Genomic DNA, 21,748 nt, shown 5'->3' with positions numbered 1-21,748 from the left:
TGTGAGGCGGGCACGTCATGATGGGTTCATGAACTCAAAGGCGGTTCTGTGGACCGGAGTCGGGCTTTGTGCGGCGGGGGCCGTCGGGCTTGGTGTGGGTGGGGTGCTGGATGTCGAGGCGGCTGATCCGTGGGCGAGTGTGGCCGGGGGTGTCGTCGGACTGGTCGGGCTCGCGCTGACGTTGTACGTGCTGGTCACGCAGTCGTCGGCGCCCACACCGCCGGCATCCGCGTCCTCGGTGACCGCGAGTGGTGAGCGATCGGTTGCTGCGGGCGGGAGCATCGGGTCGGCGGCGACCGGCGACGGCACCGCACCCGCGCCGGCCCCCGTACCGCCACCCGCGCCCGCACCACCGGCGATGCCTGGCCCGCCCCCCGGCAGGACCGTCACCGCCTCCGGTGAGCGTTCCGTCGCCGCCGGCGGCGACATCGGCGACGCGACGACGGGGGACTCGTGAGCGACGGTTCGGTGGAGGCGTCCGGGGAGCGGTCGGTCGCCGCGGGCGGGGACATCCGGCAGGTGGCGACGGGGGACTTCGCCACGCTGGCCGAGCACGCGACGGTGCTGCCACCGGAGGCGTTCACGACGGGCCCCGTCACCTCCCCGGTGCGGAACGTGCCGCCACGGGGCGCCCGGTTCGTCGGCCGGGCGCGTGAACTCGCGTTGCTGGACGCGGCGTTCGGCGAACCCGGCGGCGTGGTCGTGCACGCCGTGCACGGGCTCGGCGGCATCGGGAAGTCCGCGCTGGCCGCGCACTGGGCGGGGACAACGGACTTCAACCCGGTCTGGTGGATCACCGCCGAGTCCCGGACCGACCTGGACGCGGGCCTCGCCGCCCTCGGCCGTGCGCTGCAACCCGCCCTGGTCGACTCCCTGTCCGAGGACGCCTTCCGCGAACGTACGCTCCAGTGGCTGTCCGCCAACGACGGCTGGCTGCTCGTCCTGGACAACGTCACCGACCCCGCCGACATCGAAGCCCTGCTCGCGCGGGCACCGGGCGGCCGCTTCCTGATCACCACCCGCCGGGGCGCCACGAGTTGGCGGGGGATCGCCGAACCCCTCGACCTCGACGTGCTCGAACCGGCCGAGGCCGTCGAGCTGTTCACCGCGATTCACCCGGAAAGCGGCGACGGGGTCGAGGAGTTGTGCCGCGAACTGGGGTGGCTGCCGCTGGCCGTCGACCAGGCAGCCGCGTACTGCCGGGAGGCGGGGATCGGCGCGCGCGAGTACCTGACGCTGCTCGCCGGATATCCGGCGGACATGTACGCCGCCACGGCGGAGGGCGGCGACGCGCAGCGAGCGGTGGCCAGGGTCTGGCGCGTGACGCTGAACCGGCTCACCGGCACTCCCGCGTGCCAGACGATCCTGGAGGTCATCGCCTGGTGGGCGCCGGACGGCATCCCGCGTGCGTACCTGGAGTCCCTCGGGAGCCCGCCGGAGATCACCGACGCCCTCCGCCGCCTCGCGGCGCACAGCATGATCACGCTGCACGGCGACACGATCTCGGTGCACCGGCTGGTGCAGGCGGTGGCCCGCACACCCGACCTGGGCGGTTCGTCCGCGATGAGCCGCAGGCTCGTGGAGATCGGGCGCGGCCTCGCCGTCCTGCTGCTCGCGGACGCGGAGACGCTGAGCCTGGTGGACGACGACCCGCAGGCCTCGCACCGCGTCTGGGGGGCCCACGTCGAGGCGCTGGCCGCCCGGTCCGAGCCGGACACGGACACGGTGGAGGCCGCGGAGCTCTACGGCTCGGCCGGCGCGCAGTACGCCGTCGACGGCCACAACGCCCGCGCGGTGTCGCTGTGCGAGCGTGCGGCGCACATCGCCCTGCGGGTCTGCGGCCGGGACCACGAGGTGACACGCGGACTCCAGGACTCGCTGGCCGACGCCTACGAGCTCGCGGGGGAGTCGGACCGGGCAGTGGCCCTGAGCTCGCGGGTCCTGGAGGACGCCGAGCGCGCACTGGGACCGGAGCACGCGGAGACCTTCCCGCTGCGGAGCACGTTGGCCGACCTGCTGGCGAAGAACGGCGAACGGGAGCGTGGGGAGGCGCTCGCACGGGAGAACGCCGAGGCCGCGGCACGGGTGCTGGGCAGCGACCACCCCGACACCGTCGAGGCCCGTACGACGCTGAGCACCATCCGGCGTCTGTCGGAGGCGGAGGAGTTCGTGGCGGGCCCCGTCGAGGTCGTCGAGCGCCGACTCGCCGACGCCGTCGAGGAGTTGGGGCAGAGCCATCCGATGGCGGCGACCCTCATGATGGAACTCGCCGTGGCGTACCGGAAGGCCGGTGAACTCGACAGGGCCGTCCGCCAGATCGCGGAGGCCGAGACGGTGTGCCGGGAGTACTACGGCGACACCTCGCTGCTCGCCCTGAACGCCCGCGTCCTGCACGTCGTGCTGCTCCGGCGGGCCGGGAACGACGTGCGCGCCGACGAGTTGGCGGCCGACACCATGGCGGACATCGATCGCGCCCTCGGCGACGCCCCGTTCGCCGCCAAACTCCGCTACGCACTCTCTCCGGAGGCGCTCACGGACTCCGAGTGAGCAGGGCGGGCCCGATCCGTCCCAACCTCCCCTGCCAAGGCGATCCTTGGCCATGCGCTGGTCGTTCCGTGGGCGGGCCTTTACCCGCGCGGAGGGAGGCTGGAAGCGCTCTCAACACGCCTCACGAGAGTGCAACCAGCCCTCCACGCACAGGAGTTGACATGCAGCGCCACATACGGACCCGCTTGGTCACAGCCACCGCCGCGGTACTGGTCGCCGCGGGCACCATCACCGCCGGCGTCAGCACGGCCGAGCCGGAGCACACGAAGACGACGGCGACCAGGTCGGCCAAGCCCACCAAGGCGCAGATCGCCGCCCTCTTCGACGGCTGGAACGCCGCGCTCCAGACCGGCGACCCGGACAAGGTCGCCGACCGGTACGCCAAGGACGCGGTGCTGCTCCCCACCCTCTCCGCCGAGATCCGCACCGACCGCGCGGCGATCGTCGACTACTTCGTGGGCTTCCTGGCGAAGAAGCCGGTGGGCGTGAAGGTCAGAACCGTCATCAACGTCCTGGACGAGAATTCCGCGATCGACACAGGCCTCTACGAGTTCCACCTCACCGACCCGGTGACCGGCGCCAAGAGCACCGCCGAGGCGCGCTACACCTACGAGTACGAGAAGCGCGGTGGCAAGTGGTTGATCGTCAACCACCACTCCTCGCTGCTGCCGACCGAGAGCTGACCGCCGCACCCGCCCGCCGAGCCGACGACACCCCGGCCGAGCGACCCCTCGTACAAAAGGCGCTGCACACAGCGCTTCACAAGGCGCTGCACACAGCGCTTCACAAGGCGCTGTAAAAGGCTCTGCAAAGGACTCCGCAAAAGGCTGTACGAAAAACTGGATCACGTCTCTTCGGTGTGACACGGCGCACTTCTCGCGTGGCGGGTGCCCGGGACGGGCAGGTGCCGTTCCGGAGCGGCCGGAGGGCCCCGCTGACCTGACGGACCGGGTGATCACTTCGTGGGCGGGACATCTCACGATGCGATACCCCGGAGGGGAAATCCGGCCGCTCGTTAGACTGAGCCGACCGCAGTTGTGCGGTGCAGAGACTGAATGATCGAGGAGCGCACGTGGGCCTTGTCGTGCAGAAGTACGGAGGTTCCTCCGTAGCCGATGCCGAGGGCATCAAGCGTGTCGCCAAGCGGGTCGTGGAAGCGAAGAAGAACGGCCACCAGGTGGTCGTGGTCGTTTCCGCGATGGGCGACACGACGGACGAGCTGATCGATCTCGCCGAGCAGGTATCTCCGATGCCCACCGGGCGAGAGTTCGACATGCTGCTGACCGCCGGAGAGCGGATCTCCATGGCGCTGCTGGCCATGGCGATCAAGAACCTGGGCCACAGCGCCCAGTCGTTCACCGGCAGCCAGGCCGGTGTCATCACCGACTCCGTCCACGGCAAAGCGCGGATCATCGACGTCACCCCGGGCCGTATCCGTACGGCGCTCGACGAGGGCAACATCGCCATCGTCGCCGGGTTCCAGGGCGTCTCGCAGGACAAGAAGGACATCACCACACTCGGCCGCGGCGGGTCGGACACGACCGCCGTCGCGCTGGCGGCGGCCCTCGACGCCGAGGTGTGCGAGATCTACACCGACGTGGACGGTGTGTTCACCGCCGACCCGCGGGTGGTCAAGAAGGCCAGGAAGATCGACTGGATCGCCTTCGAGGACATGCTGGAACTCGCGGCCTCCGGCTCCAAGGTGCTGCTCCACCGCTGTGTGGAGTACGCGCGCCGCTACAACATCCCGATCCACGTGCGCTCGTCCTTCAGCGGACTGCAGGGCACCTGGGTCAGCAGCGAACCGCCCGTTCTGAAGACGAAGCAGCAAGGGGACCAGAAGGTGGAGCAGGCCATCATCTCGGGTGTCGCTCACGACACCTCCGAGGCCAAGATCACGGTCGTCGGCGTCCCGGACAAGCCCGGCGAGGCCGCCTCGATCTTCCGCGCCATCGCCGACGCGCAGATCAACCTGGACATGATCGTGCAGAACGTGTCCGCGGCCTCCACCGGTCTCACCGACATCTCCTTCACCCTCCCCAAGACCGACGGCCGCAAGGCCATCGACGCCCTGGAGAAGGCGAAGAACGTCATCGGCTTCGACTCGCTGCGCTACGACGACCAGATCGGCAAGATCTCGCTCGTCGGCGCCGGTATGAAGACGAACCCGGGCGTCACGGCCGCCTTCTTCGAGGCCCTGACCGAGGCGAGCGTGAACATCGAGCTGATCTCGACCTCCGAGATCCGTATCTCGGTCGTCACCCGTGCCGACGACGTGAACGAGGCCGTGCGCGCCGTGCACACCGCCTTCGGTCTCGACTCCGACAGCGACGAGGCCGTCGTCTACGGAGGCACCGGCCGCTGATGGCCCCTACCGGCTCGCGCACCGAACGACCGACGCGGATGGAACGCCCGACGCTCGCGGTCGTCGGCGCGACCGGCTCCGTCGGCACGGTCATGCTCCAGATCCTGTCCCAGCACGCCGACATCTGGGGCGAGATCCGCCTGATCGCCTCCCCGCGCTCGGCCGGCCGCAAGCTGGCCCTGCGCGGCGAGGAGGTCGAGGTCGTGGCCCTCACGGAGGAGGCCTTCGACGGGGTCGACGTCGCCATGTTCGACGTACCCGACGAGGTCTCCGCCCAGTGGGCGCCGATCGCCGCCTCCCGGGGCGTGGTGGTCATCGACAACTCGGGCGCCTTCCGGATGGACCCGGACGTCCCCCTCGTCGTGCCCGAGGTGAATCCCCACGCGGCCCGGGTGCGCCCGCGCGGGATCATCTCCAACCCGAACTGCACGACCCTCTCCATGATCGTCGCCCTGGGCGCGCTGCACGCCGAGTTCGGGCTCCGCGAGCTGGTGGTGTCCAGCTACCAGGCGGTGAGCGGGGCGGGCCGCGCGGGCATCGACACCCTGCGCCAGCAGCTGTCCCTGGTCGCCGGTACGGACCTGGGGACCAAGCCCGGTGACGTACGGCGTGCGGTCGGCGACAACACGGGGCCGTTCCCCGAGCCGGTGGCGCTCAACGTGGTGCCGTGGGCCGGATCGCTGGCCGACGACGGATTCTCCTCGGAGGAGATGAAGGTACGCAACGAGTCCCGCAAGATCCTCGGGCTCCCCGCGCTTCCGGTGGCCGTGACGTGCGTACGCGTTCCCGTCGTCACCACGCACTCCCTCACCGTCCACGCCCGTTTCCAGGGCGAGGTCACGGTCGCGAAGGCGCGGGAGATCCTCGCCACCGCCCCCGGCGTCGTGCTGTTCGACGACCCGGCCGCCGGTGAGTTCCCCACTCCGGCCGACGTGGTGGGCACCGACCCGACCTGGGTCGGGCGGGTACGCCGGTCGCTGGACGATTCGACGGCACTCGAACTGTTTGTCTGCGGGGACAACCTGCGCAAAGGTGCTGCATTGAACACGGCGCAGATCGCGGAGCTCGTGGCGGCGGAGATCGGCCGGGCGTGAGTTCCGCGTTCCAGGTGTCCGGCAACCGGAATCCTGGTGGCGACAGCAGGATTCATTTGTAGGATCTGTGTCGGATGTGTGGTGCGAGCATCCGGATGGGCGCTCCGGTCTTCAGGTGACCGGCGCGTCCGCGTGGCCGTCCCGGTCTTCAGGTGACCGGTGTGTCCCGATGCGCGCTCCGGTCACGCCTGGCCGGGGGGCTCTGCCGGATGTGTGGTGGGGTTAATGGTCCACACCACTTGAAACGAGTCACCAGTCGTTCGAAGATTTTGCTCCCCGCCCTCCGCAACCGTGCGGACGGCGGGGAGCGTCTTTGCGGTCGCCATTCAGGGGTGGCGGGGCGTCGCGGTAAAACGGGACATAGGGGATGAGCTGGTACGCATGATGGCATTTGGCGCATTTTCGGGAGGGGTGCCTGACGCAAACGCGATGCCTGATGCGTACAACCCTGGCGGGGGGACGCGTGTCCAACAGGCGTGGCAGAGGTACTCGAATTCACAGCGGTACAGACAAGGGGCAGCGCCCTGCGTCCGCCCCGCCGACTCCGCGGCCCCGGTGCGCCCGGCGGCATGCCGGTGATCGCGCCGATGCCCACAGCGCGGTCCTCCCGCATACCCGGCCAGCGCGACGGCGCTGAGGACACCGCCGCCGCCGGTACGACCGTCGACCACCTCACCGAGACCTACCGCGCGCACTACCGCTCGCTGCTCGGTCTCGCGGCGCTCCTGCTCGACGACACCGCGTCCTGCGAGGACGTCGTCCAGGAGGCCTTCATCCGGGTGCACTCGGCGCGCAAACGCGTCCGCGATCCCGAGAAGACGCTCGCCTACCTCCGCCAGACCGTCGTGAACCTCTCGCGCTCGGCCCTGCGCCGGCGCATCCTCGGCCTCAAACTGCTGTCCAAGCCGATGCCCGACATGGCGAGCGCCGAAGAAGGCGCCTACGACCAGTTGGAGCGGGACGCGCTGATCAAGGCGATGAAGGGACTCCAGCGCCGCCAGCGCGAGGTCCTGGTGCTGCGCTACTTCGCGGACATGACCGAGGCCCAGGTCGCCGAGACGCTCGGGGTGTCGCTGGGATCGGTCAAGGCGTACGGCTCGCGCGGCATAGCGGCGCTCCGCGTCGCCATGGAGGCGCCGGCATGAGTGGGCACGACGAACGGCGGCGCCCCGGGGAACCCGGGCGTCCCGAGCACGACCACAAGCAATCGCACGCTGGGAACGGAATTGTGAATCACGGCCCCGAAGGACACGGCCGCGAGGGACTTGGCCCGCAGGGAAAGGGCTCTGAGGGGCCGGGTACGGACAGCCCGGCATCTGAGAGGCCGGGTTCTGTGGGACGGGTTTCCGCGGATGAGGGTTCTGTCGAACCGGGTTCTGCCGAGCCGGGTTCTGTGGAGTCGGGTTCTGTGGAGTCGGGTTCTGTGGGACGGGGTCCTGAGACGCCGGCCCCGGTCGAGCCCGGCCCCGGCGGAGGCGACTCCGCGGGACCTGGCTCAGGAGCCCGCGGTTTTGGGGGTTCTGGCGTCGGGGGTTCCGGTGCTGGCGGTTCCGGTTTCGGGGGTTCTGGCGTCGGCGGTTCTGGCTCCGGGGGTTCCGGCGTCGGGGGTTCTGGTGTCGGCGGTTCCGGTTCCGGCGGTTCCGGCGCCGGGGGTTCCGGTTCCGGCGGATCCGGCTCCGAAGGTTTCGGTTCGGATGAGCGGGCGTTGCGGTTGCTGCTGCGTCAGGCCGTCGAGGAGATCGAGCCCAGCGACGGCACCCTGGAGCACCTGCGCCGAGCGGTACCGGCGCGGCGGGCCCGAAAGCGGCAGGCCGTGGTCGGCATGGCCGCCGCCGCGCTCTTCGTCGGCACCGCGGTACCGGCCCTGCTGCACGTCTCGAACGCCTCGGGTCCGAACGCCGATCCGTCCATCGCGGGCAACACCTCGCAGACCCAGGGCGGTTCGGGCCAGGGCAAGTCCACGGACGGTGGGGAGCGTGTCTCGGGCGGTTCCTCCGGCACCACCAAGGAATCGGACAGGACGGACAGCCCGACCACGCCCGAGCCGAGCAAGGGCGCGGCCAGCGGAGCGGCCACCGGGGGCGCCGATCCGACGGCGGTCTCATCGGTGAGCGCGCCCGCGTGCACTCCCGAGCAGCTCGGCGGAGCGACCAGCGTCCTCGGCGACCCGGACTCCACCGGCACGATCTACGGCTCCTTCGCCGTTTCGAACGTCTCCACCGCCCTGTGCGCCGTCAGCGGTCCGGGCACGGTCGGTACGGCCACGACGGGCGCGGCGGACGCCGCCAAGGTCAGCGTGGTGAACCACGTGGTGGGCGACGCGGCCACCGGGCTGCCCGACCCGGCCACGGAGGTCACCTCGCTGGCCCTGGAGCCGGGTGCCTCGTACGTCGTGAAGTTCGCCTGGGTGCCCTCGGAGACCTGTCCGACCACGAGCGAGCCCACACCGGATCCGACCACCTCGGACGACACGACCGTCGGCGGCACCTCGACGGACAGCGGCGGCACCTCGACGCAGTTGGTCACGGAGGACGGCGTCGCCGAGGGCAGCGTCACCATCTCGCACACGGACCAGTCGGGTACGGCCATGGCGTCCACGACGGTCGCCAACGCCTGCGCGGGGACGGTGTACCGCACGGGGATGCTGGCGGCGGAGGTCGCGTAGCGGGCGGGCGGGGCCCGTCCGGCCGTCCGGCCTAGGAGACCGGGGTACGGCCATCGGCGGGGTCCGGCACCTGTGCCGGTTCCGCGTCCGGTCGCGCGCTCGGTTCCTCGCCCGGCTCCGCGTTCGGCTCCGCGTTCGGTTCCGCGTCCGGGACCAGGCCCAGTTCCGTGTCCCTGGCGAACTCCACCTCGCGGCGCAGCAGCCGGAACCACATGAAGAGCACGAAGCCCGCGAAGACGAACCACTCACCGGTGTAGCCGAGGTTCTGGAACGCCTTCAGGTCGAGGCCGGTGTCCGACGGCGCGGTCGCGGGAACCGCCGTCATCCCGCTGTCGGCCCTGGCGAGGGTGATCCACGCGTCGTACAGCTTGTACGGGACCAGGTTCACCAGTGAAGCCGCGCTGATCGCGCCGGTCTGGCCCCGGGGGAGCCCGCCGACGGCACTCACGCCGTTCGACCCCGGGCTCTCGGAGGCCTGGAGCGCGCCCGTCACCGTGACCTCGCCGGTGGGCGGGGCCGGGGCCTTCGCGGGGTCCGCCTCGCCGGGCAGCCAGCCCCGGACGACGGGCAGCGCGCGGCCGTCGGCGGTCTTCAGCATCGTCAGGACGTAGAAGCCCTGCCGGTCGTCCAGGTCGCGGTCGGGGACGAGCAGCTGGTCGGCGTACCGGCCGGTCGCGATGGCCTGGTTGCCCGACGTGCTCTTGTCCACGGGCAGCAGTTCGGTGAGCGGTCGCGCCGCTTCCGTCCTGGCCGCCTCGACCTGCTTGTCGGCGTCACGGCTGGTCTGCACCCGGTCCTCGAAACGCCCCAACTGCCACGACCCCATGAAGACGCAGAAGGGGATGGCCAACAGCATGAAGACGTTGATCCCCCACCAGCGGGGCGTCAGCAGGAACCGGTACACGGCTTCCACGGTACGGGGCCGCCGGGCGAACGAGGGCGCCGGGGTACGACAGTTATCCACAGGCTGGGGACCTCGGCAGCGGATTGCCGGGCGGGCCAGGCACTATGGGGCCATGACTGAGAGCAACGGGTCCATCCCGGGGAAAGCGGCCGCAGCGCAGGACGGATCCATGCCGGAGTGGGAGAAGCGCTTCAGGGCGCCGCGGGTGTCGCTGCCCGACTGGGCGGAGGACGCACCGCACCGCTCGCTGTTCGTCTCGAACGCGACGGGGACGTACGAGTTGTACGCGTGGGACCGGACCACCGGCGAGCAGCGCCAGGCCACGGACCGGGCGAACGGCACGACGGACGGAGTGCTCACGCCCGACGGCGAGTGGATCTGGTGGTTCGACGACAAGGACGGCGACGAGTTCGGCATCTGGCGCCGCCAGCGCTTCGACGGCTCCGGGACCTCCGAGGGTCCCGACGAGCCCGCGGCCCCGGGACTCGAACCCTCCTACCCCGGCGGCCTCGCGATCGGCCGGGACGGGCGCACGGCTGTCGTGGGGCGCTCCACGGACGAGGACGGCTCGACGATCCATGTCGCCAGGTCGGGCGAGGCCCCCGTGGAGATCTACCGGCACCGCGAGTCCGCGGGCGTCGGCGACCTCGCGCACGACGGCTCGCTGATCGCCGTCGAGCACACCGAGCACGGCGACGCGATGCACTCGGCGCTGCGGGTGCTGCGCCCGGACGGTTCGACGGTCGCGGAGCTCGACGACACCAAGGGCGGCACGGTCGAGCTGGGGCTCGAGGTGCTGGGCTTCGCGCCGGTCGACGGGGACACCCGGCTGCTCGTCGGGCATCAGCGGCGCGGCCGTTGGGAGCCGATGGTGTGGGACGTGGCGACCGGCGAGGAGACCGACCTCGCCCTCGACCTGCCCGGTGACGTGGGGGCCGAGTGGTATCCGGACGGCTCCGGACTGCTGATCGCGCACAGCTTCGAGGCCCGCAGCGACCTGTGGAGGTACGACCTGGCGTCACACGAGCTGAGCCCCGTGCCGACGCCGCCCGGCTCGGTCTCCGGTGCGACGGCCCGGCCCGACGGCACCGTGGAGTACCTGTGGTCGTCGTCCGCCGAGCCGTCGGTGGTCCGCTCGACGTCGGGCGCCGTGGTCCTGGACCCGCCGGGCCTGAAGTCCCCGGGGTCGGTTCCGGTGGAGGACGTCTGGGTGGAGGGCCCCGGCGGCCGTATCCATGCCCTCGTCCAGAAGCCGGCGGGCACGAGCGGCCCGCTCCCGACGGTCTTCGACATCCACGGCGGCCCGACCTGGCACGACAGCGACTCGTTCGCGGCGGGCCCGGCGGCCTGGGTGGACCATGGATACGCGGTGGTGCGGGTCAACTACCGCGGTTCCACCGGGTACGGGCGCGAGTGGACGGACGCGCTCAAGCACCGCGTCGGTCTCATCGAGCTGGAGGACATCGCGGCCGTCCGCGAATGGGCGGTGACCTCCGGACTCGCCGACCCCGCCCGGCTGATCCTCACCGGCGGCTCCTGGGGCGGCTACCTCACCCTTCTCGGCCTGGGCACCCAGCCGGACGCCTGGGCCCTCGGCATCGCCGCCGTTCCGGTCGCCGACTACGTGACGGCGTACCACGACGAGATGGAAGCCCTGAAGGCCATGGACCGCACCCTCCTCGGCGGCACCCCGGAGGAGGTTCCGGAGCGCTTCGAGGCCTCGTCCCCCCTGACCTACGTCGACGCCGTGAAGGCCCCCGTCTACATCTCGGCCGGCGTCAACGACCCCCGCTGCCCCATCCGCCAGGTGGAGAACTACGTGGACCGCCTCAAGGCCCGCGACGCCGTCCACGAGGTCTACCGCTACGACGCCGGCCACGGTTCGCTGGTGGTCGACGAACGCATCAAGCAGGTGAAACTGGAGCTGGACTTCGCGGAAAGGCACGTAGGCGGTCTCAGCCCGTCCGGCGCTTGAGGACGAGCGCGAAGCGCGAAGGGGGGGTCTGGGGGCGCAGCCCCCAGGGGACGGGACGGGAAGGGGCGGAGGGGGCGAAAAAACCACCTTCGCCCCGGGTACGGGCGGTACACCCTCGCCCCGGGTACGGGCGGTACACCCTCGCCCCCGGCACGGCAGCACGCGGCCACCCCAGGCACGGGCAGCACACCCCCGGCCCCCCTTACGCCCCCGCCCGCTCCCGAGCCCGCCGCCCCAACAGCTCCGCCAGCCCCCGCCGGGTCGCCGCCAGCACCACCCGGTCCTCGGCCCGCAGCACATACGTGGAGGGAAGGTCCCACACCAGCCCCGAGGCCCGGTCGGCCGCGGACCTCGGGGCGGCAGCGGACCTCTGGGCGGACACGGACCTCGGGCCGGACGCGGACGACGAGGCGGACGAGGACCCCGGGCCGGTGTCGAGCGCCAGCACCCGCCAGGCCCCCGCCCGAAACGCCTCCCCCACGGTCCGCCCCTCCAACTGCGCGTGCCCACCCACCGTCACCGCCGCGAACAGCAGCACCCGCCGCTCCACGGGAATCGCCCCGAGGATCTGCCGCCCCATCATCGCCCCGGCGAACGCGGGCGCCGCCAGATGGGACACACTCCGGCTCCGGGTGAGAGCACCCGGATGAGCGGCCCGCAGGGTGCGGTACACGGCGGTCGCGAAGTCGTCGTCGTACAGCCGGAGGACCACCCGTAGATCGGGCCGCACGGTCCGCGCGTACAGCGCGGCCTCCAGGTTCGTGGTGTCCGCGCTGGTCAACGCCAGCAGCGCGTGCGCCCGATGGATCTTCGCGGCCTCCAGTACGCCTTCCTGCGTCACGTCCCCGAGCACCACGGGCACCCGCAGCCGCCGGGCCAGAGCCAGCCCGCGCGCCTCCGGATCGGCCTCGACGCAGACGACGGGAATGTGCAGCTCGCGCAGGCGCGCCAGCACGCGCGTGCCGATCTTGCCGACGCCGAGCAGCACCACGTGCCCGGAGAGACCGCGCGGCGGACGCCGCAGCGCCGAGCCGCTGCGGAAGGTGCCGAGCGCCTCCAGGACGGCGGCGAGGAGCACCGGCAGCAGGAGCAACCCGATGAGCCCGGAGCAGAGTTGGAGCACCTGTTCCCCCATCGGCCGTCCGATCGCGGGGTCGTTGATGCCGAAGAGATCGAGCAGCGTCAGGTAGGTCGCCCGCAGCGGATGGTCCCCGGTGACGACCATCGAGGCGATCGCCAGCGCGACGACACACGCCACGAGCCCGGCGAACGACCACCGCAGCCGCCGCGACATCAGCGAGCCGAACGGCACGACGCTGCGCCCCGGCGGCGAGGAGGGCCCGGAATAGGAGACCGTCTCCAGTACGACGGTTCCGCGTCCGGTGGCGGCGGCCACCGCCCCTTCGTCGGGCAGCAGCCGGGGCCCCTGGTCGCCGCTGCTCTCCGACCCGTCGGCGCCCGCGGGGTCGCTGGCGGTGGTGGACAGCAGGGCCAGCGTGCACAGGCCGGGATCGGCGACCTCGCCGGGAGCGGGTGGCGGCCGTTCCACCGCGCGCAGCATCAGCCCGTCGGTCTGGACGACCTTGCTGGTGCCGGCCACGGCGGTCGCGGCCAGTGCGGGCGCGGCGGTGTCGGCGTCGGACAGGACGGTGGTGGACGCGTCGAACCCGCCGCTGTCGTAGTCGTCCGAGGCGGCGGCCAGTGCCGAGGCCTGGTCGAGGAGGGCCTCGATGTGCTGGCCGAGGCGCCGGTTGTAGAGGCGCAGGACCAGCCGGATCCGCGGGTTGAGCCGCCGGGCGGTGAGCGCGGCTCGGATGTTCGTCTCGTCGTCGTCGTACACCAGGGCCAGTGCGGCGGCCCGTTCGAGGCCCGCTTCCGAGAGCACCGCCTCGGTGAGTTCGGCGGCCTCCAACACCCGCTCGGCGCCCGGTGGTTCACCTGCCCGGGCGGTCGTCGCGTCGCCGTTCCCGGCGGCCCGGTTCACCGCGGCGGACACCCGGTCGAACAGCGCGGTGGCCCGCGTCCGACCCACCACGGGCGGACGCACACTGCGATGGGCGGGCGGCACGACCAGGGTGACCTGCTCGCCGTAGACCCCGCGTAGTTCGGCGGCCAGCCGGTGCGCCAGGGCGTCGTCCCCGGACACGATCATGTGCGCGGAGGCGTCGGCCGACGCGCCGGATGTGCTCGCTGCGCTCTGTGACGGAAGGGTGCCCACGGGAGAGAAGACTGCCTCAGTCGTCCGAGTGGTTCCACCCCGCGCGGCGGGAGCCCGGAGGCACCACGGGGGCCGTGCCTACTCTGTCCTCCCGCTGAACTCCTGGTGACGGTATGGACAGTTGGCGGCCCTCTGGGCGCAAGATTGCCCACGCACTATCGGCATGTCCTCGACACTCGTCGTGGCACCTCACCGACAGTAAGGAAGCGCCCGTGAGACCTGTGAGAACGCACCGCGCCCCGCGGCGAGCCGCCGTCCTCGCCCTGGGCACCGCGCTGGTCTCCCTCCTCGCGACCTCCCCCGCCGGTGCGGGCACCGCCGGACTGCCGGTGGTGAAGGCCACCAGCGAGACCGCCGCGCTCTACGACGACGAGGCGGGCGGCAACTCCGACGCCGACGACCCGGCGATCTGGCGCAACGCCGCCGACCCGGGCCGCAGCCTCGTCGTGGCCACCGCCAAGGAGGGCGGCCTCAAGGTCTACGACCTGAACGCCCGCCTGGTGCAGGAACTGGCCGCCCCCGAGCCGCCCGCCGAGGACGACGCCCCGGGCCGCTTCAACAACGTCGACCTCGTCTCCGGCCTGCGCACCTCCGCCGGCCGGGCCGACGTGGCGGTGGTGAGCGACCGCGGCAACGACCGGCTGCGCGTCTACCGCATCGACCCCTCCCGCCGCGGCGGCCCGCTGACCGACATCACCGACCCGGCCGCCGCGCCCGTGTTCTCGTCCGGCCAGAGCGAGATCAACGACCAGCGGACCGCGTACGGCCTCGCCACCTGGACGAACAAGGCCACCGGACGGACGTACGCGCTGGTCAGCCAGCGGGAGCGGACCCGGCTCGCGCTGCTCGAACTGGTCCCGGCCGCGGGCGGCAAGGTCGGCTACCGCAAGGTGCGCACCCTCGACCTGCCCTCCTCCTTCCAGCTGCCCGACGGCACCTCGTGGAGCCCCTGCGCCGAACCGGGCGAACTCCCGCAGGTCGAGGGCATGGTCGTCGACCCGGCGACCGGCACGCTCTACGCGGGCCAGGAGGACATCGGCATCTGGCGGCTGCGCGCCGATCTCACCGGCAGGCCCGTACTGGTCGACAGGACACGGGAGTTCGGCGTTCCCGGCGTCTACGACGAAGCGACCGAGGAGTGCGTGGCGGGCGCCGACCCCGGCTACGGCGGCGAGCGACTGTCGGCCGACGTCGAGGGTCTGACCCTGCTCCAGGAGCGCGGCGGCGAGGGCTACCTCCTCGCCTCCAGCCAGGGCGACAACACCTTCGCGGTGTACGACCGCGAGGGCAACGCCTACGAGGGCGGCTTCCGTGTCGGTGCCGCCTCGGCGACGCTCGACAGCGTCGAGGAGTGCGACGGCGCGGCCGTCCTGAACGCCCCGCTGGGCAAGCGCTACCCGCGCGGCCTGCTCGTCGTGCAGGACGGCGACGAGACCCCGGGCGTGCCGGACGGGGAGGGCGGGACGCGTACGGCGACGGGCTTCAAGTTCGTCGACCTGGGGGCCGTGGTGGACGCGGCCGGGCTGTGACGAACGAGGGTGTCCGGCAAGGGCGTTGAGAGGTGGGGCGGGCGCGGCCGGGGTCCGGGATCTCGTCCCGGGGTCGCGCTCGCGGCCGGCGCCCCGTGGCTCAGGCCCGCGCGCGGGCGGCGAGCTGCCCGTCCCTGCTGCGTGTCGCCGTCACGATGTGCTCGCGCAGCCCCTCGGCGTACAGCCGCATGTTCTTGTACGCGATGTCGGTGGCCGGGTAGCGGCTGGCGAACTGGAGTCCCTCGTGGACCCGGGTGAGCCAGGCGCACACCTGGTCGCCGTAGGAGATCCGGATCAGCCCGTACGCCTTCAGTTCCTGCCACCGCTCGGAGCCCGGGACGCCGCGCGAGTCGACGAGCGAGACGATCGAGTACAGGTCGGGTGAGGTGGGCCGGAAGTCGGAGCCCAGCAGCCGCAGGACGCGGGCGATGGGCATCCGCGACAGCGGCCGGCCCTCCCGCAGCGCGGCGCGGACCATCTCCAGCGCGCTGTCGAAGTCCGTCGCGCGGGCCACCGGAATCTCGATCGGCGCCCCGCCGACGTACCAGCCCATGGAGTCCGACCACTTGGACTTCGCCCGGGTGTGGAACGGCACGACGGTCCGGTACACCTCCTGCCCGCCGATCTCGCGGACGATGAGCGCGGTGGCCGCGAGGATGCCGACCAGGCTGCCGCCGTAGGGCCGGCAGTACGCCTCGAAGGCCGCCGCGTCCGCGTCGTCCACGAGCATCTCGCACATGAACCGCTGCTCGGGCAGCGGGCCTTCGGGGTCGAGGCCCAGGTCGACGGGGAAGCCCGGCAGTCTGCCGTCGCAGTGGGCGATGAACTCCCGCCAGCGGGAGACGATCGCGTGCGTCTCGTCGATCTCGTCGGCCTGCGCACGTTCGATCGCGCAGAAGTCGACGTAACTGGCGACCGGTTGGGCCGTCACGGTGCGCCCTTCGAGGCCCGCTTCGTAGAGTTCGTGGATCTCGGTGGCCATGCGGTGCAGCGAGTACGCGTCGACGTTGCTGTGGTCGAACGCCATGTAGACGCTCGCGCCGTCCGGCCGTACGACCGCGGTGTAGATGAAGTTCGGCCAGGTCAGCGCGTCCGCCACGACGTCGAAACGGTCCTGGAGGTAGCGGGTCAGCGTGGTCGCCTCGGCGAACTCGCCGACGTCCTCGCGGTGCAGTGCGACCGACTCGGCGTCCAGGGTGAAGCGGCGCATGTCGTCGCCGACCCAGCGGAAGCCGCTGCGGAGCGTCTCGTGCCGAAGTGTCCAGTCGCGAAGGGCCTGTTGGAGGACGTCGAGGTCGACCTCCCCCGGGATGTCGAACGCGGTGCCCAGCCAGGTCGGCACGAACAGCCCGTCCTGGCGCACCTTTCGCGCGGTCCGTACGTGCGACTCCTGCACGTACGCCGGTGGCCTGCCGTCGTCCGGCAGCGCGGCCGCGGCCTCGACGGAGCTCGGATGCAGCGTCCACTCCACGAGACGTCCGGGCCGGATCTCGCAACGCTGGATGTCGGACATTCGCACAGAGCTCTCCGTTCGCATGCCCCCGGGACGCGGTCAGGGCAGTGGAGGGGCGGACACGACAAGACCAACGATTCGGATGATCGGAAAGAAACGCCGTGGCGCGACGGGAGCCGGTGCGGAACGTGACGGGAGCCGGTGAGGAACGTGACGGGGTGGCGGTGGGGAGCGTGACGGGAGCCGTTGGGGAACCCGATGGGGTGGCGGTGGGAAGCGTGACGGTTGCCGGTGGGGAACGTGACGGGAGCCGTTGGGGAACCCGACGGGGTGCCGGTGGGGGACTCCGACGGAAGCCCTCCGGCAAGGCGGGGTGCCGGTGGGGGGACTCCGGCGGAAGCCCTCCGGCAGGCGCGGCGGCGCGGGGCGCTCCCGGAGACCGTGTCCGGCCTCGTCAGAGGTGCAGCATCGACATGACCTCGGGGCTCCGTACACCCGTCGACACCTGCGGAAGGTCCTCACCCGGGCGTATCCAGCCCGCCCGCACCGCGGCGGCGACGGCGTCCGCCTCGGCCGCGTCCGCCGTTGCGTTCAACGTCTCGTCCGCACCCCGAGCCTCCGCGCCCGCGGCGTCGGCCGCGGCCCGGGAGGCGAGCAGCGCGGCGTCGCACGCGGCGGCGGCCGGTTCGCCGGCGCCGTCGTGGAGGGCGGCCATCCGGGCGGCCTGGGCGGCGGAGGCGGCGGCGTTCCTGGCGCAGCGTGAGTCGGCCGCGGGTGCGGGGGCGCTCTCGGTGAGGACGGCGAGGGCCTGGGCGGCGACGCGGGCGGCGTGCGCGGACTTCCAGACGATCTCCTGGTCCGCCGCCCCGGGTCCTGGAACCCGGCCTTCTCCCGTTGCTTCGCCTGCCTCGGCGGCCTTCCCGCCGGGCCTGTCCCCGGCCTCCTTCCCGGGCTTCGCGTCCGGCTTCTCGGCGGGGTCCGCGTCGGAGCCGGCGTCGGGGTTCGCGTCGGAGTCCGCACCGGAGTCCGGCCGCTGGACGTGGTGGCAGATCGCCGCGGCCCGGAACGCGGCGCTCCGGGTACGGGCGGCGTGACTCGCGCGCAGCGTCCGCGCGGGATCGCTCATCTCCGTCTCCTCGTCTGCCGGGACGACAGTGCCCGGAAGGATGGCAGCTGCGGCGTGAAGAGGCCAGAGCCGTGCGGCGGCGTACGTGCTTGCTCTTGCTGTCGGGAGAGCGGTCGCCTAGCCTGAATCCGTGAATCTGATGGACCGTCAGATAGCTGTCGGGCAGCCGTCGGACAGCCGTCGGACAAGAGGCGGGGATTCGACGGGCGGCAGCGTCGGGGATTCGACAGGCAGCAGGGAGTGGGACGTGGTCAGTACCGAGAGCGGCACCGGCACCGGCACCGGGGATCTTCCCCGGGTCATCAGCGTGGACGACCACGTGATCGAGCCCGCGCACCTCTTCGAGACCTGGCTCCCGGCCAAGTACCGGGACCTGGGGCCGAAGCCCTTCACCGCCGGTATCGGCGACCTCCAGTACATCGGCGGCAAGTACCGCTTCACCACGGATCCGGCCGGGCAGATCACCGACTGGTGGAGGTACGAGGACGAGGTCTTCCCGTACAAGCGCATCATCGCCGCCGTCGGATTCTCGCGGGACGAGATGACGCTCGACGGCATCACACGCGAGCAGATGCGGCGCGGCTGCTGGGACCCGAAGGCCCGCCTCGCCGACATGGACCTCAACCACGTGGAGGCCTCGCTCTGCTTCCCGACCTTCCCGCGGTTCTGCGGTCAGACCTTCGCGGAGGCCAAGGACAAGGAGGTCGCGCTCGCCTGCGTCCGCGCCTACAACGACTGGATGGTCGAGGAGTGGTGCGGCGACAGCGGAGGGCGGCTGATCCCGCTGTGCCTGATCCCGCTGTGGGACATCGACCTCGCCGTCGCCGAGATCAGGCGCAACGCGGCCCGCGGCGTACGGGCGGTGACCTTCAGCGAGATCCCGACGTACCTGGGGCTGCCGTCGATCCACTCGGGCTACTGGGACCCGTTCTTCGCGGTGTGCGAGGAGACCGGGACCGTGGTCAACATGCACATCGGTTCCTCGTCCCAGATGCCGGCCGCGTCGCCCGACGCGCCCCCGGCCGTCCAGGCCTCGCTCAGCTTCAACAACGCGATGGCGTCGATGATGGACTTCCTCTTCTCCGGCGTCCTGGTGAAGTTCCCCCGCCTCAAACTGGCGTACAGCGAGGGGCAGATGGGCTGGATCCCGTACGCCCTCGAACGCGCCGACGACGTCTGGGAGGAGCACCGCGCGTGGGGCGGGGTGAAGGACCTGATCCCGGAGCCGCCCTCGACGTACTACTACCGGCAGATCTTCTGCTGCTTCTTCCGGGACAAGCACGGCATCGCCTCGATCGACACGGTGGGCGTGGACAACGCGACCTTCGAGACGGACTACCCGCACGTCGACTCGACCTGGCCGCACACCAAGGAGGTGGCCGCGGACCACGTGGCCGGCCTCTCCGCGGAGGTGACGTACAAGCTGCTGCGGGGGAACGCCATCCGCATGCTGCAACTCCCCTTCGACCAGGGGCTCCAGGGGCTCCAGGGCGTCCGGGGTGCCGAGGGCGTCTAGACCTCGGGCGGGCGGCGGGGGTGGCCGGTGATCGCCCGGCCGACCGCGCCGCCGGGGTCTCCATCGGTTCGGCCGAGGGCCCGGCGGGCAGTCAAGAGGGGAAGTCTCCTGGCTTCCGACCCGCGTGCCGCACCGCTCCGAGGGGCGGCACCCTCTTGCAACGGGAGTGACCAATGAAGGTCTCCGTCGACCGCGACCGGTGTTACGGCTCCGGCGACTGCGCCCACCGGGTCCCCGCCGTGTTCGTCCTGGCGGACACCGGATACGGCACGGTCCTGCCGGGCGGCGAGGACAGCGGCGGCGATCCGGAGGTCCAGGAGGCGGCCGACTGGTGCCCGTCGCAGGCGATCGTCATCGCCGACCAGTGACGGGGTCGAGGGGGTCGACGGGGTCGACGGGGTCGAGGGGGCGGACGGGGTCGACGGGGTCGACGGGGCACTCCATCACGGAGGCGCTGGTCACCGTCGGCCGCCGGTACGTGCGGGGCGCGCCGGGCTCGTTCGGCAAGGCGCTGCTGGCCGAGCGCCTGCTCAACCCCCACCTGCGGGAACATCCGCGGCGGCGGGTGGTCGAGACGCGGTCCGGTGCGCGGTTCGCCGTCGACACCCAGGATCTGATCCAGCGGTATCTGTACCTGTTCGGGGTGTGGGAGCCGCACATGACGAGCTGGCTCCGGACCCGGCTGCGACCGGGCGACACCTTCGTCGATATCGGCGCCAACATCGGCGTGTTCAGCGTGCTGGCCTCACAACTCGTCGGCGAGCGGGGCCGGGTGGTCGCGATCGAGGCGTCACCGGTTTTCCACCGGAGGCTGTTGGACGAGGCCCGGCTCAACGACTGCCGCAACCTCCGCGCGGTCAACGCCGCGGTGTCGGACAGCCGCCAGACGCTCACGTTCGTCCTGGCCAGCTCGCGCAACATGGGGGCGAACAGCATCGTCCCCTACGACGGCCCCGCGGAGTCCACGTTCGCCATCGAGGCCCTTCCGCTGCCCGAACTGCTCGACCCCGCTGAGGTCGCGAGGGCCCGGGTGATCAAGATCGACGTGGAGGGCGCGGAGGGGAAGGTCGTCCGAGGCCTCGCGCCCCTGCTGGACGAACTCCGCCCGGACGCCGAGATCTCGATCGAGGTCACACCCGCCCGTATGGCCCAACTGGGCGACTCCGCCGACGAGTTGCTGAAGACCATGACCGCCGCCGGCTTCCACGTCTACCGCGTGGACAACGACTACGCCCCCCGCAGCTACCCACCAGCGCTGAGCCGCCCGCCCCGCCCCCCGACACGGTGGCGTGGCCCCCTGCCCGCCGAGAGCGACCTGGTGTTCTCCAGACTGGACGCGGAGGCGTTGGTCTAGAGCGCCCCGGGCTGTGGGCTCCGGGCTGTGGGCTCCGGACCGTGGGCTCCGGGCTGTGGGCGGTGGGCGGTGGGCTCTACGCCGGTCCATCGTGTTCCGGGTACACCGCACGAACCGCCCGCCCCCACCCGAACCGCCCCAACGCCCTGGCCCTGCTCTCCACCACCGCCATACGGGCCTCCCGCTCGGCGGGGTCGACGTGCGAGGCCTGGCCCGTCGCCTGACCTGGCCACTTGCGGTAGAGCAGGCCGACCTCCGAGGAGAACCAGCCACGGCTGACGGCGTTCAGTGCGAGGAGGAGCCCGGTGTCCTCGGAGGCCGGCAGCGCCATCCACCCGCCGAGCGCGAGCAGCAGATCACGCCGTACGAAGAGCGTGGCCGGGTGCACCTGCGCGAGGAAACCGTTCGCCTTCCAGAAGTCGAGCACGGCACCGGGCTCGATCGGCCCGTGGTCGGGGTCGCCGGGGAATCCGGCGGTGGACCCGTCGGGAAGCAGGTCCAGGACCCGCGAGGTCGCCCACCCGATGGTGCGGTCGCCCTCCAGGACGGCCAGGTCGCGGGCGAGCGCACCCGGGGTGAGCCGGTCGTCGGCGTCCAGCACCTTGACGTACTCGCCCTCCGCATGGGCGAGGGCGATGGTCCGGGCGACACCGGGACCGCCGGAACGGCCCTGGCGGAAGGTCACCCGCTCGTCGGCGGGCACGTGCGGAGCGACGGCGTCGGTCCTGCCGTCCTCCTGTATGACCCAGTGCCACTCCCAGCCGCGCGGGAGTTCCTGCTCGCACAGCGACCGGTGGGCCTCCGGCAGAAAGCGGGCCGAGGGCCCGTGCACGGCGGTGACCACCACGACACGCCTGCTCACGGCGGCACTCACCAGCTTTCAGGGGGAGTGGTGAACAGTTGCCCGCCGCCCGCGGGCGGGCATGGAAGAACCCGACCGCTGGAGACGGGGGATGCACCAGCGATCGGGTCGAACCCTAGAGTAACAAGGCTGATTGAGCG

At 71.8% G+C, this 21,748-nt stretch carries 17 protein-coding genes; 12 read left to right on the top strand and 5 right to left on the bottom strand.

From position 1 onward, the window contains the following. Positions 1-103 precede the first annotated feature (103 nt). The 7 genes from ACIP79_RS05410 (at position 104) to ACIP79_RS05380 (ending at position 8,671) form a co-directional block, all read left to right on the top strand. Complete coding sequence (locus ACIP79_RS05410; RefSeq protein ID WP_401219645.1) at positions 104-457, top strand: hypothetical protein; 354 nt, start codon at positions 104-106, stop codon at positions 455-457. Continuing rightward, on the top strand, positions 454-2,547 hold the full coding sequence (locus ACIP79_RS05405) for a tetratricopeptide repeat protein (protein WP_401219643.1): 2,094 nt from the start codon (positions 454-456) through the stop codon (positions 2,545-2,547). The genes ACIP79_RS05410 and ACIP79_RS05405 overlap by 4 nt, the downstream gene beginning before the upstream one ends. Positions 2,548-2,708: 161 nt before the next feature. Continuing rightward, on the top strand, positions 2,709-3,230 hold the full coding sequence (locus ACIP79_RS05400; protein ID WP_401219641.1) for an SgcJ/EcaC family oxidoreductase: 522 nt from the start codon (positions 2,709-2,711) through the stop codon (positions 3,228-3,230). A 389-nt stretch (positions 3,231-3,619) separates the two neighbouring features. Next, positions 3,620-4,912, top strand: a complete 1,293-nt coding sequence (locus ACIP79_RS05395; RefSeq protein WP_401219638.1) for an aspartate kinase — start codon at positions 3,620-3,622, stop codon at positions 4,910-4,912. Between the two features lie 38 nt (positions 4,913-4,950). Continuing rightward, on the top strand, positions 4,951-6,006 hold the full coding sequence (locus tag ACIP79_RS05390; protein ID WP_383677877.1) for an aspartate-semialdehyde dehydrogenase: 1,056 nt from the start codon (positions 4,951-4,953) through the stop codon (positions 6,004-6,006). 476 nt (positions 6,007-6,482) lie between these two features. Continuing rightward, positions 6,483-7,151, top strand: a complete 669-nt coding sequence (locus ACIP79_RS05385; RefSeq protein ID WP_383677875.1) for a SigE family RNA polymerase sigma factor — start codon at positions 6,483-6,485, stop codon at positions 7,149-7,151. Between the two features lie 560 nt (positions 7,152-7,711). Further along, positions 7,712-8,671: a hypothetical protein gene (locus tag ACIP79_RS05380; protein WP_401219634.1), complete on the top strand. Its 960-nt coding sequence runs from the start codon at positions 7,712-7,714 to the stop codon at positions 8,669-8,671. Positions 8,672-8,702: 31 nt separating this feature from the next. Here the strand turns inward: ACIP79_RS05380 and ACIP79_RS05375 are convergent, their stop codons facing one another. Continuing rightward, on the bottom strand, positions 8,703-9,575 hold the full coding sequence (locus tag ACIP79_RS05375) for an SURF1 family protein (protein ID WP_401219631.1): 873 nt from the start codon (positions 9,573-9,575) through the stop codon (positions 8,703-8,705). 112 nt (positions 9,576-9,687) lie between these two features. On the opposite strand from ACIP79_RS05375, the gene ACIP79_RS05370 reads away from it, so the two are divergent. Then, complete coding sequence (locus ACIP79_RS05370) at positions 9,688-11,550, top strand: prolyl oligopeptidase family serine peptidase (protein ID WP_401219628.1); 1,863 nt, start codon at positions 9,688-9,690, stop codon at positions 11,548-11,550. Between the two features lie 202 nt (positions 11,551-11,752). Here ACIP79_RS05370 and ACIP79_RS05365 read toward each other — a convergent pair whose 3' ends face one another. Beyond that, positions 11,753-13,702 carry an NAD-binding protein gene (locus ACIP79_RS05365; RefSeq protein WP_401220881.1) on the bottom strand — a complete coding sequence of 650 codons (1,950 nt, stop codon included), beginning with the start codon at positions 13,700-13,702 and terminating at the stop codon, positions 11,753-11,755. Positions 13,703-13,989: 287 nt separating this feature from the next. On the opposite strand from ACIP79_RS05365, the gene ACIP79_RS05360 reads away from it, so the two are divergent. After that, entirely contained in the window at positions 13,990-15,297 is a 1,308-nt protein-coding gene (locus ACIP79_RS05360) for a phytase (protein WP_401220878.1), read from the top strand. 100 nt (positions 15,298-15,397) lie between these two features. Here the strand turns inward: ACIP79_RS05360 and ACIP79_RS05355 are convergent, their stop codons facing one another. Then, complete coding sequence (locus ACIP79_RS05355) at positions 15,398-16,810, bottom strand: condensation domain-containing protein (protein WP_401219625.1); 1,413 nt, start codon at positions 16,808-16,810, stop codon at positions 15,398-15,400. A gap of 394 nt (positions 16,811-17,204) precedes the next feature. Continuing rightward, the gene (locus ACIP79_RS05350) at positions 17,205-17,876 is read right to left on the bottom strand and encodes a hypothetical protein (protein WP_401219622.1); all 672 of its coding nucleotides are present in this window, start codon (positions 17,874-17,876) and stop codon (positions 17,205-17,207) included. A 247-nt stretch (positions 17,877-18,123) separates the two neighbouring features. On the opposite strand from ACIP79_RS05350, the gene ACIP79_RS05345 reads away from it, so the two are divergent. From ACIP79_RS05345 to ACIP79_RS05335, 3 genes are all read left to right on the top strand, one after another. Next, positions 18,124-19,392, top strand: a complete 1,269-nt coding sequence (locus tag ACIP79_RS05345) for an amidohydrolase family protein (RefSeq protein WP_401219620.1) — start codon at positions 18,124-18,126, stop codon at positions 19,390-19,392. 173 nt (positions 19,393-19,565) lie between these two features. Then, the gene (locus ACIP79_RS05340; RefSeq protein WP_383677861.1) at positions 19,566-19,760 is read left to right on the top strand and encodes a ferredoxin; all 195 of its coding nucleotides are present in this window, start codon (positions 19,566-19,568) and stop codon (positions 19,758-19,760) included. A 110-nt stretch (positions 19,761-19,870) separates the two neighbouring features. Beyond that, positions 19,871-20,746, top strand: a complete 876-nt coding sequence (locus ACIP79_RS05335) for an FkbM family methyltransferase (protein WP_401219617.1) — start codon at positions 19,871-19,873, stop codon at positions 20,744-20,746. Between the two features lie 76 nt (positions 20,747-20,822). Here ACIP79_RS05335 and ACIP79_RS05330 read toward each other — a convergent pair whose 3' ends face one another. After that, the gene (locus ACIP79_RS05330; RefSeq protein ID WP_401219614.1) at positions 20,823-21,620 is read right to left on the bottom strand and encodes a glycosyltransferase family 2 protein; all 798 of its coding nucleotides are present in this window, start codon (positions 21,618-21,620) and stop codon (positions 20,823-20,825) included. Positions 21,621-21,748 lie beyond the last annotated feature (128 nt).

The organism is Streptomyces sp. NPDC088747, assembly GCF_044751025.1.
In the GTDB taxonomy this organism is placed as follows: domain Bacteria; phylum Actinomycetota; class Actinomycetes; order Streptomycetales; family Streptomycetaceae; genus Streptomyces.
The sequence above is the reverse complement of the archived record's forward strand: the minus strand, read 5'-3'. Positions and strand labels throughout refer to the sequence as shown.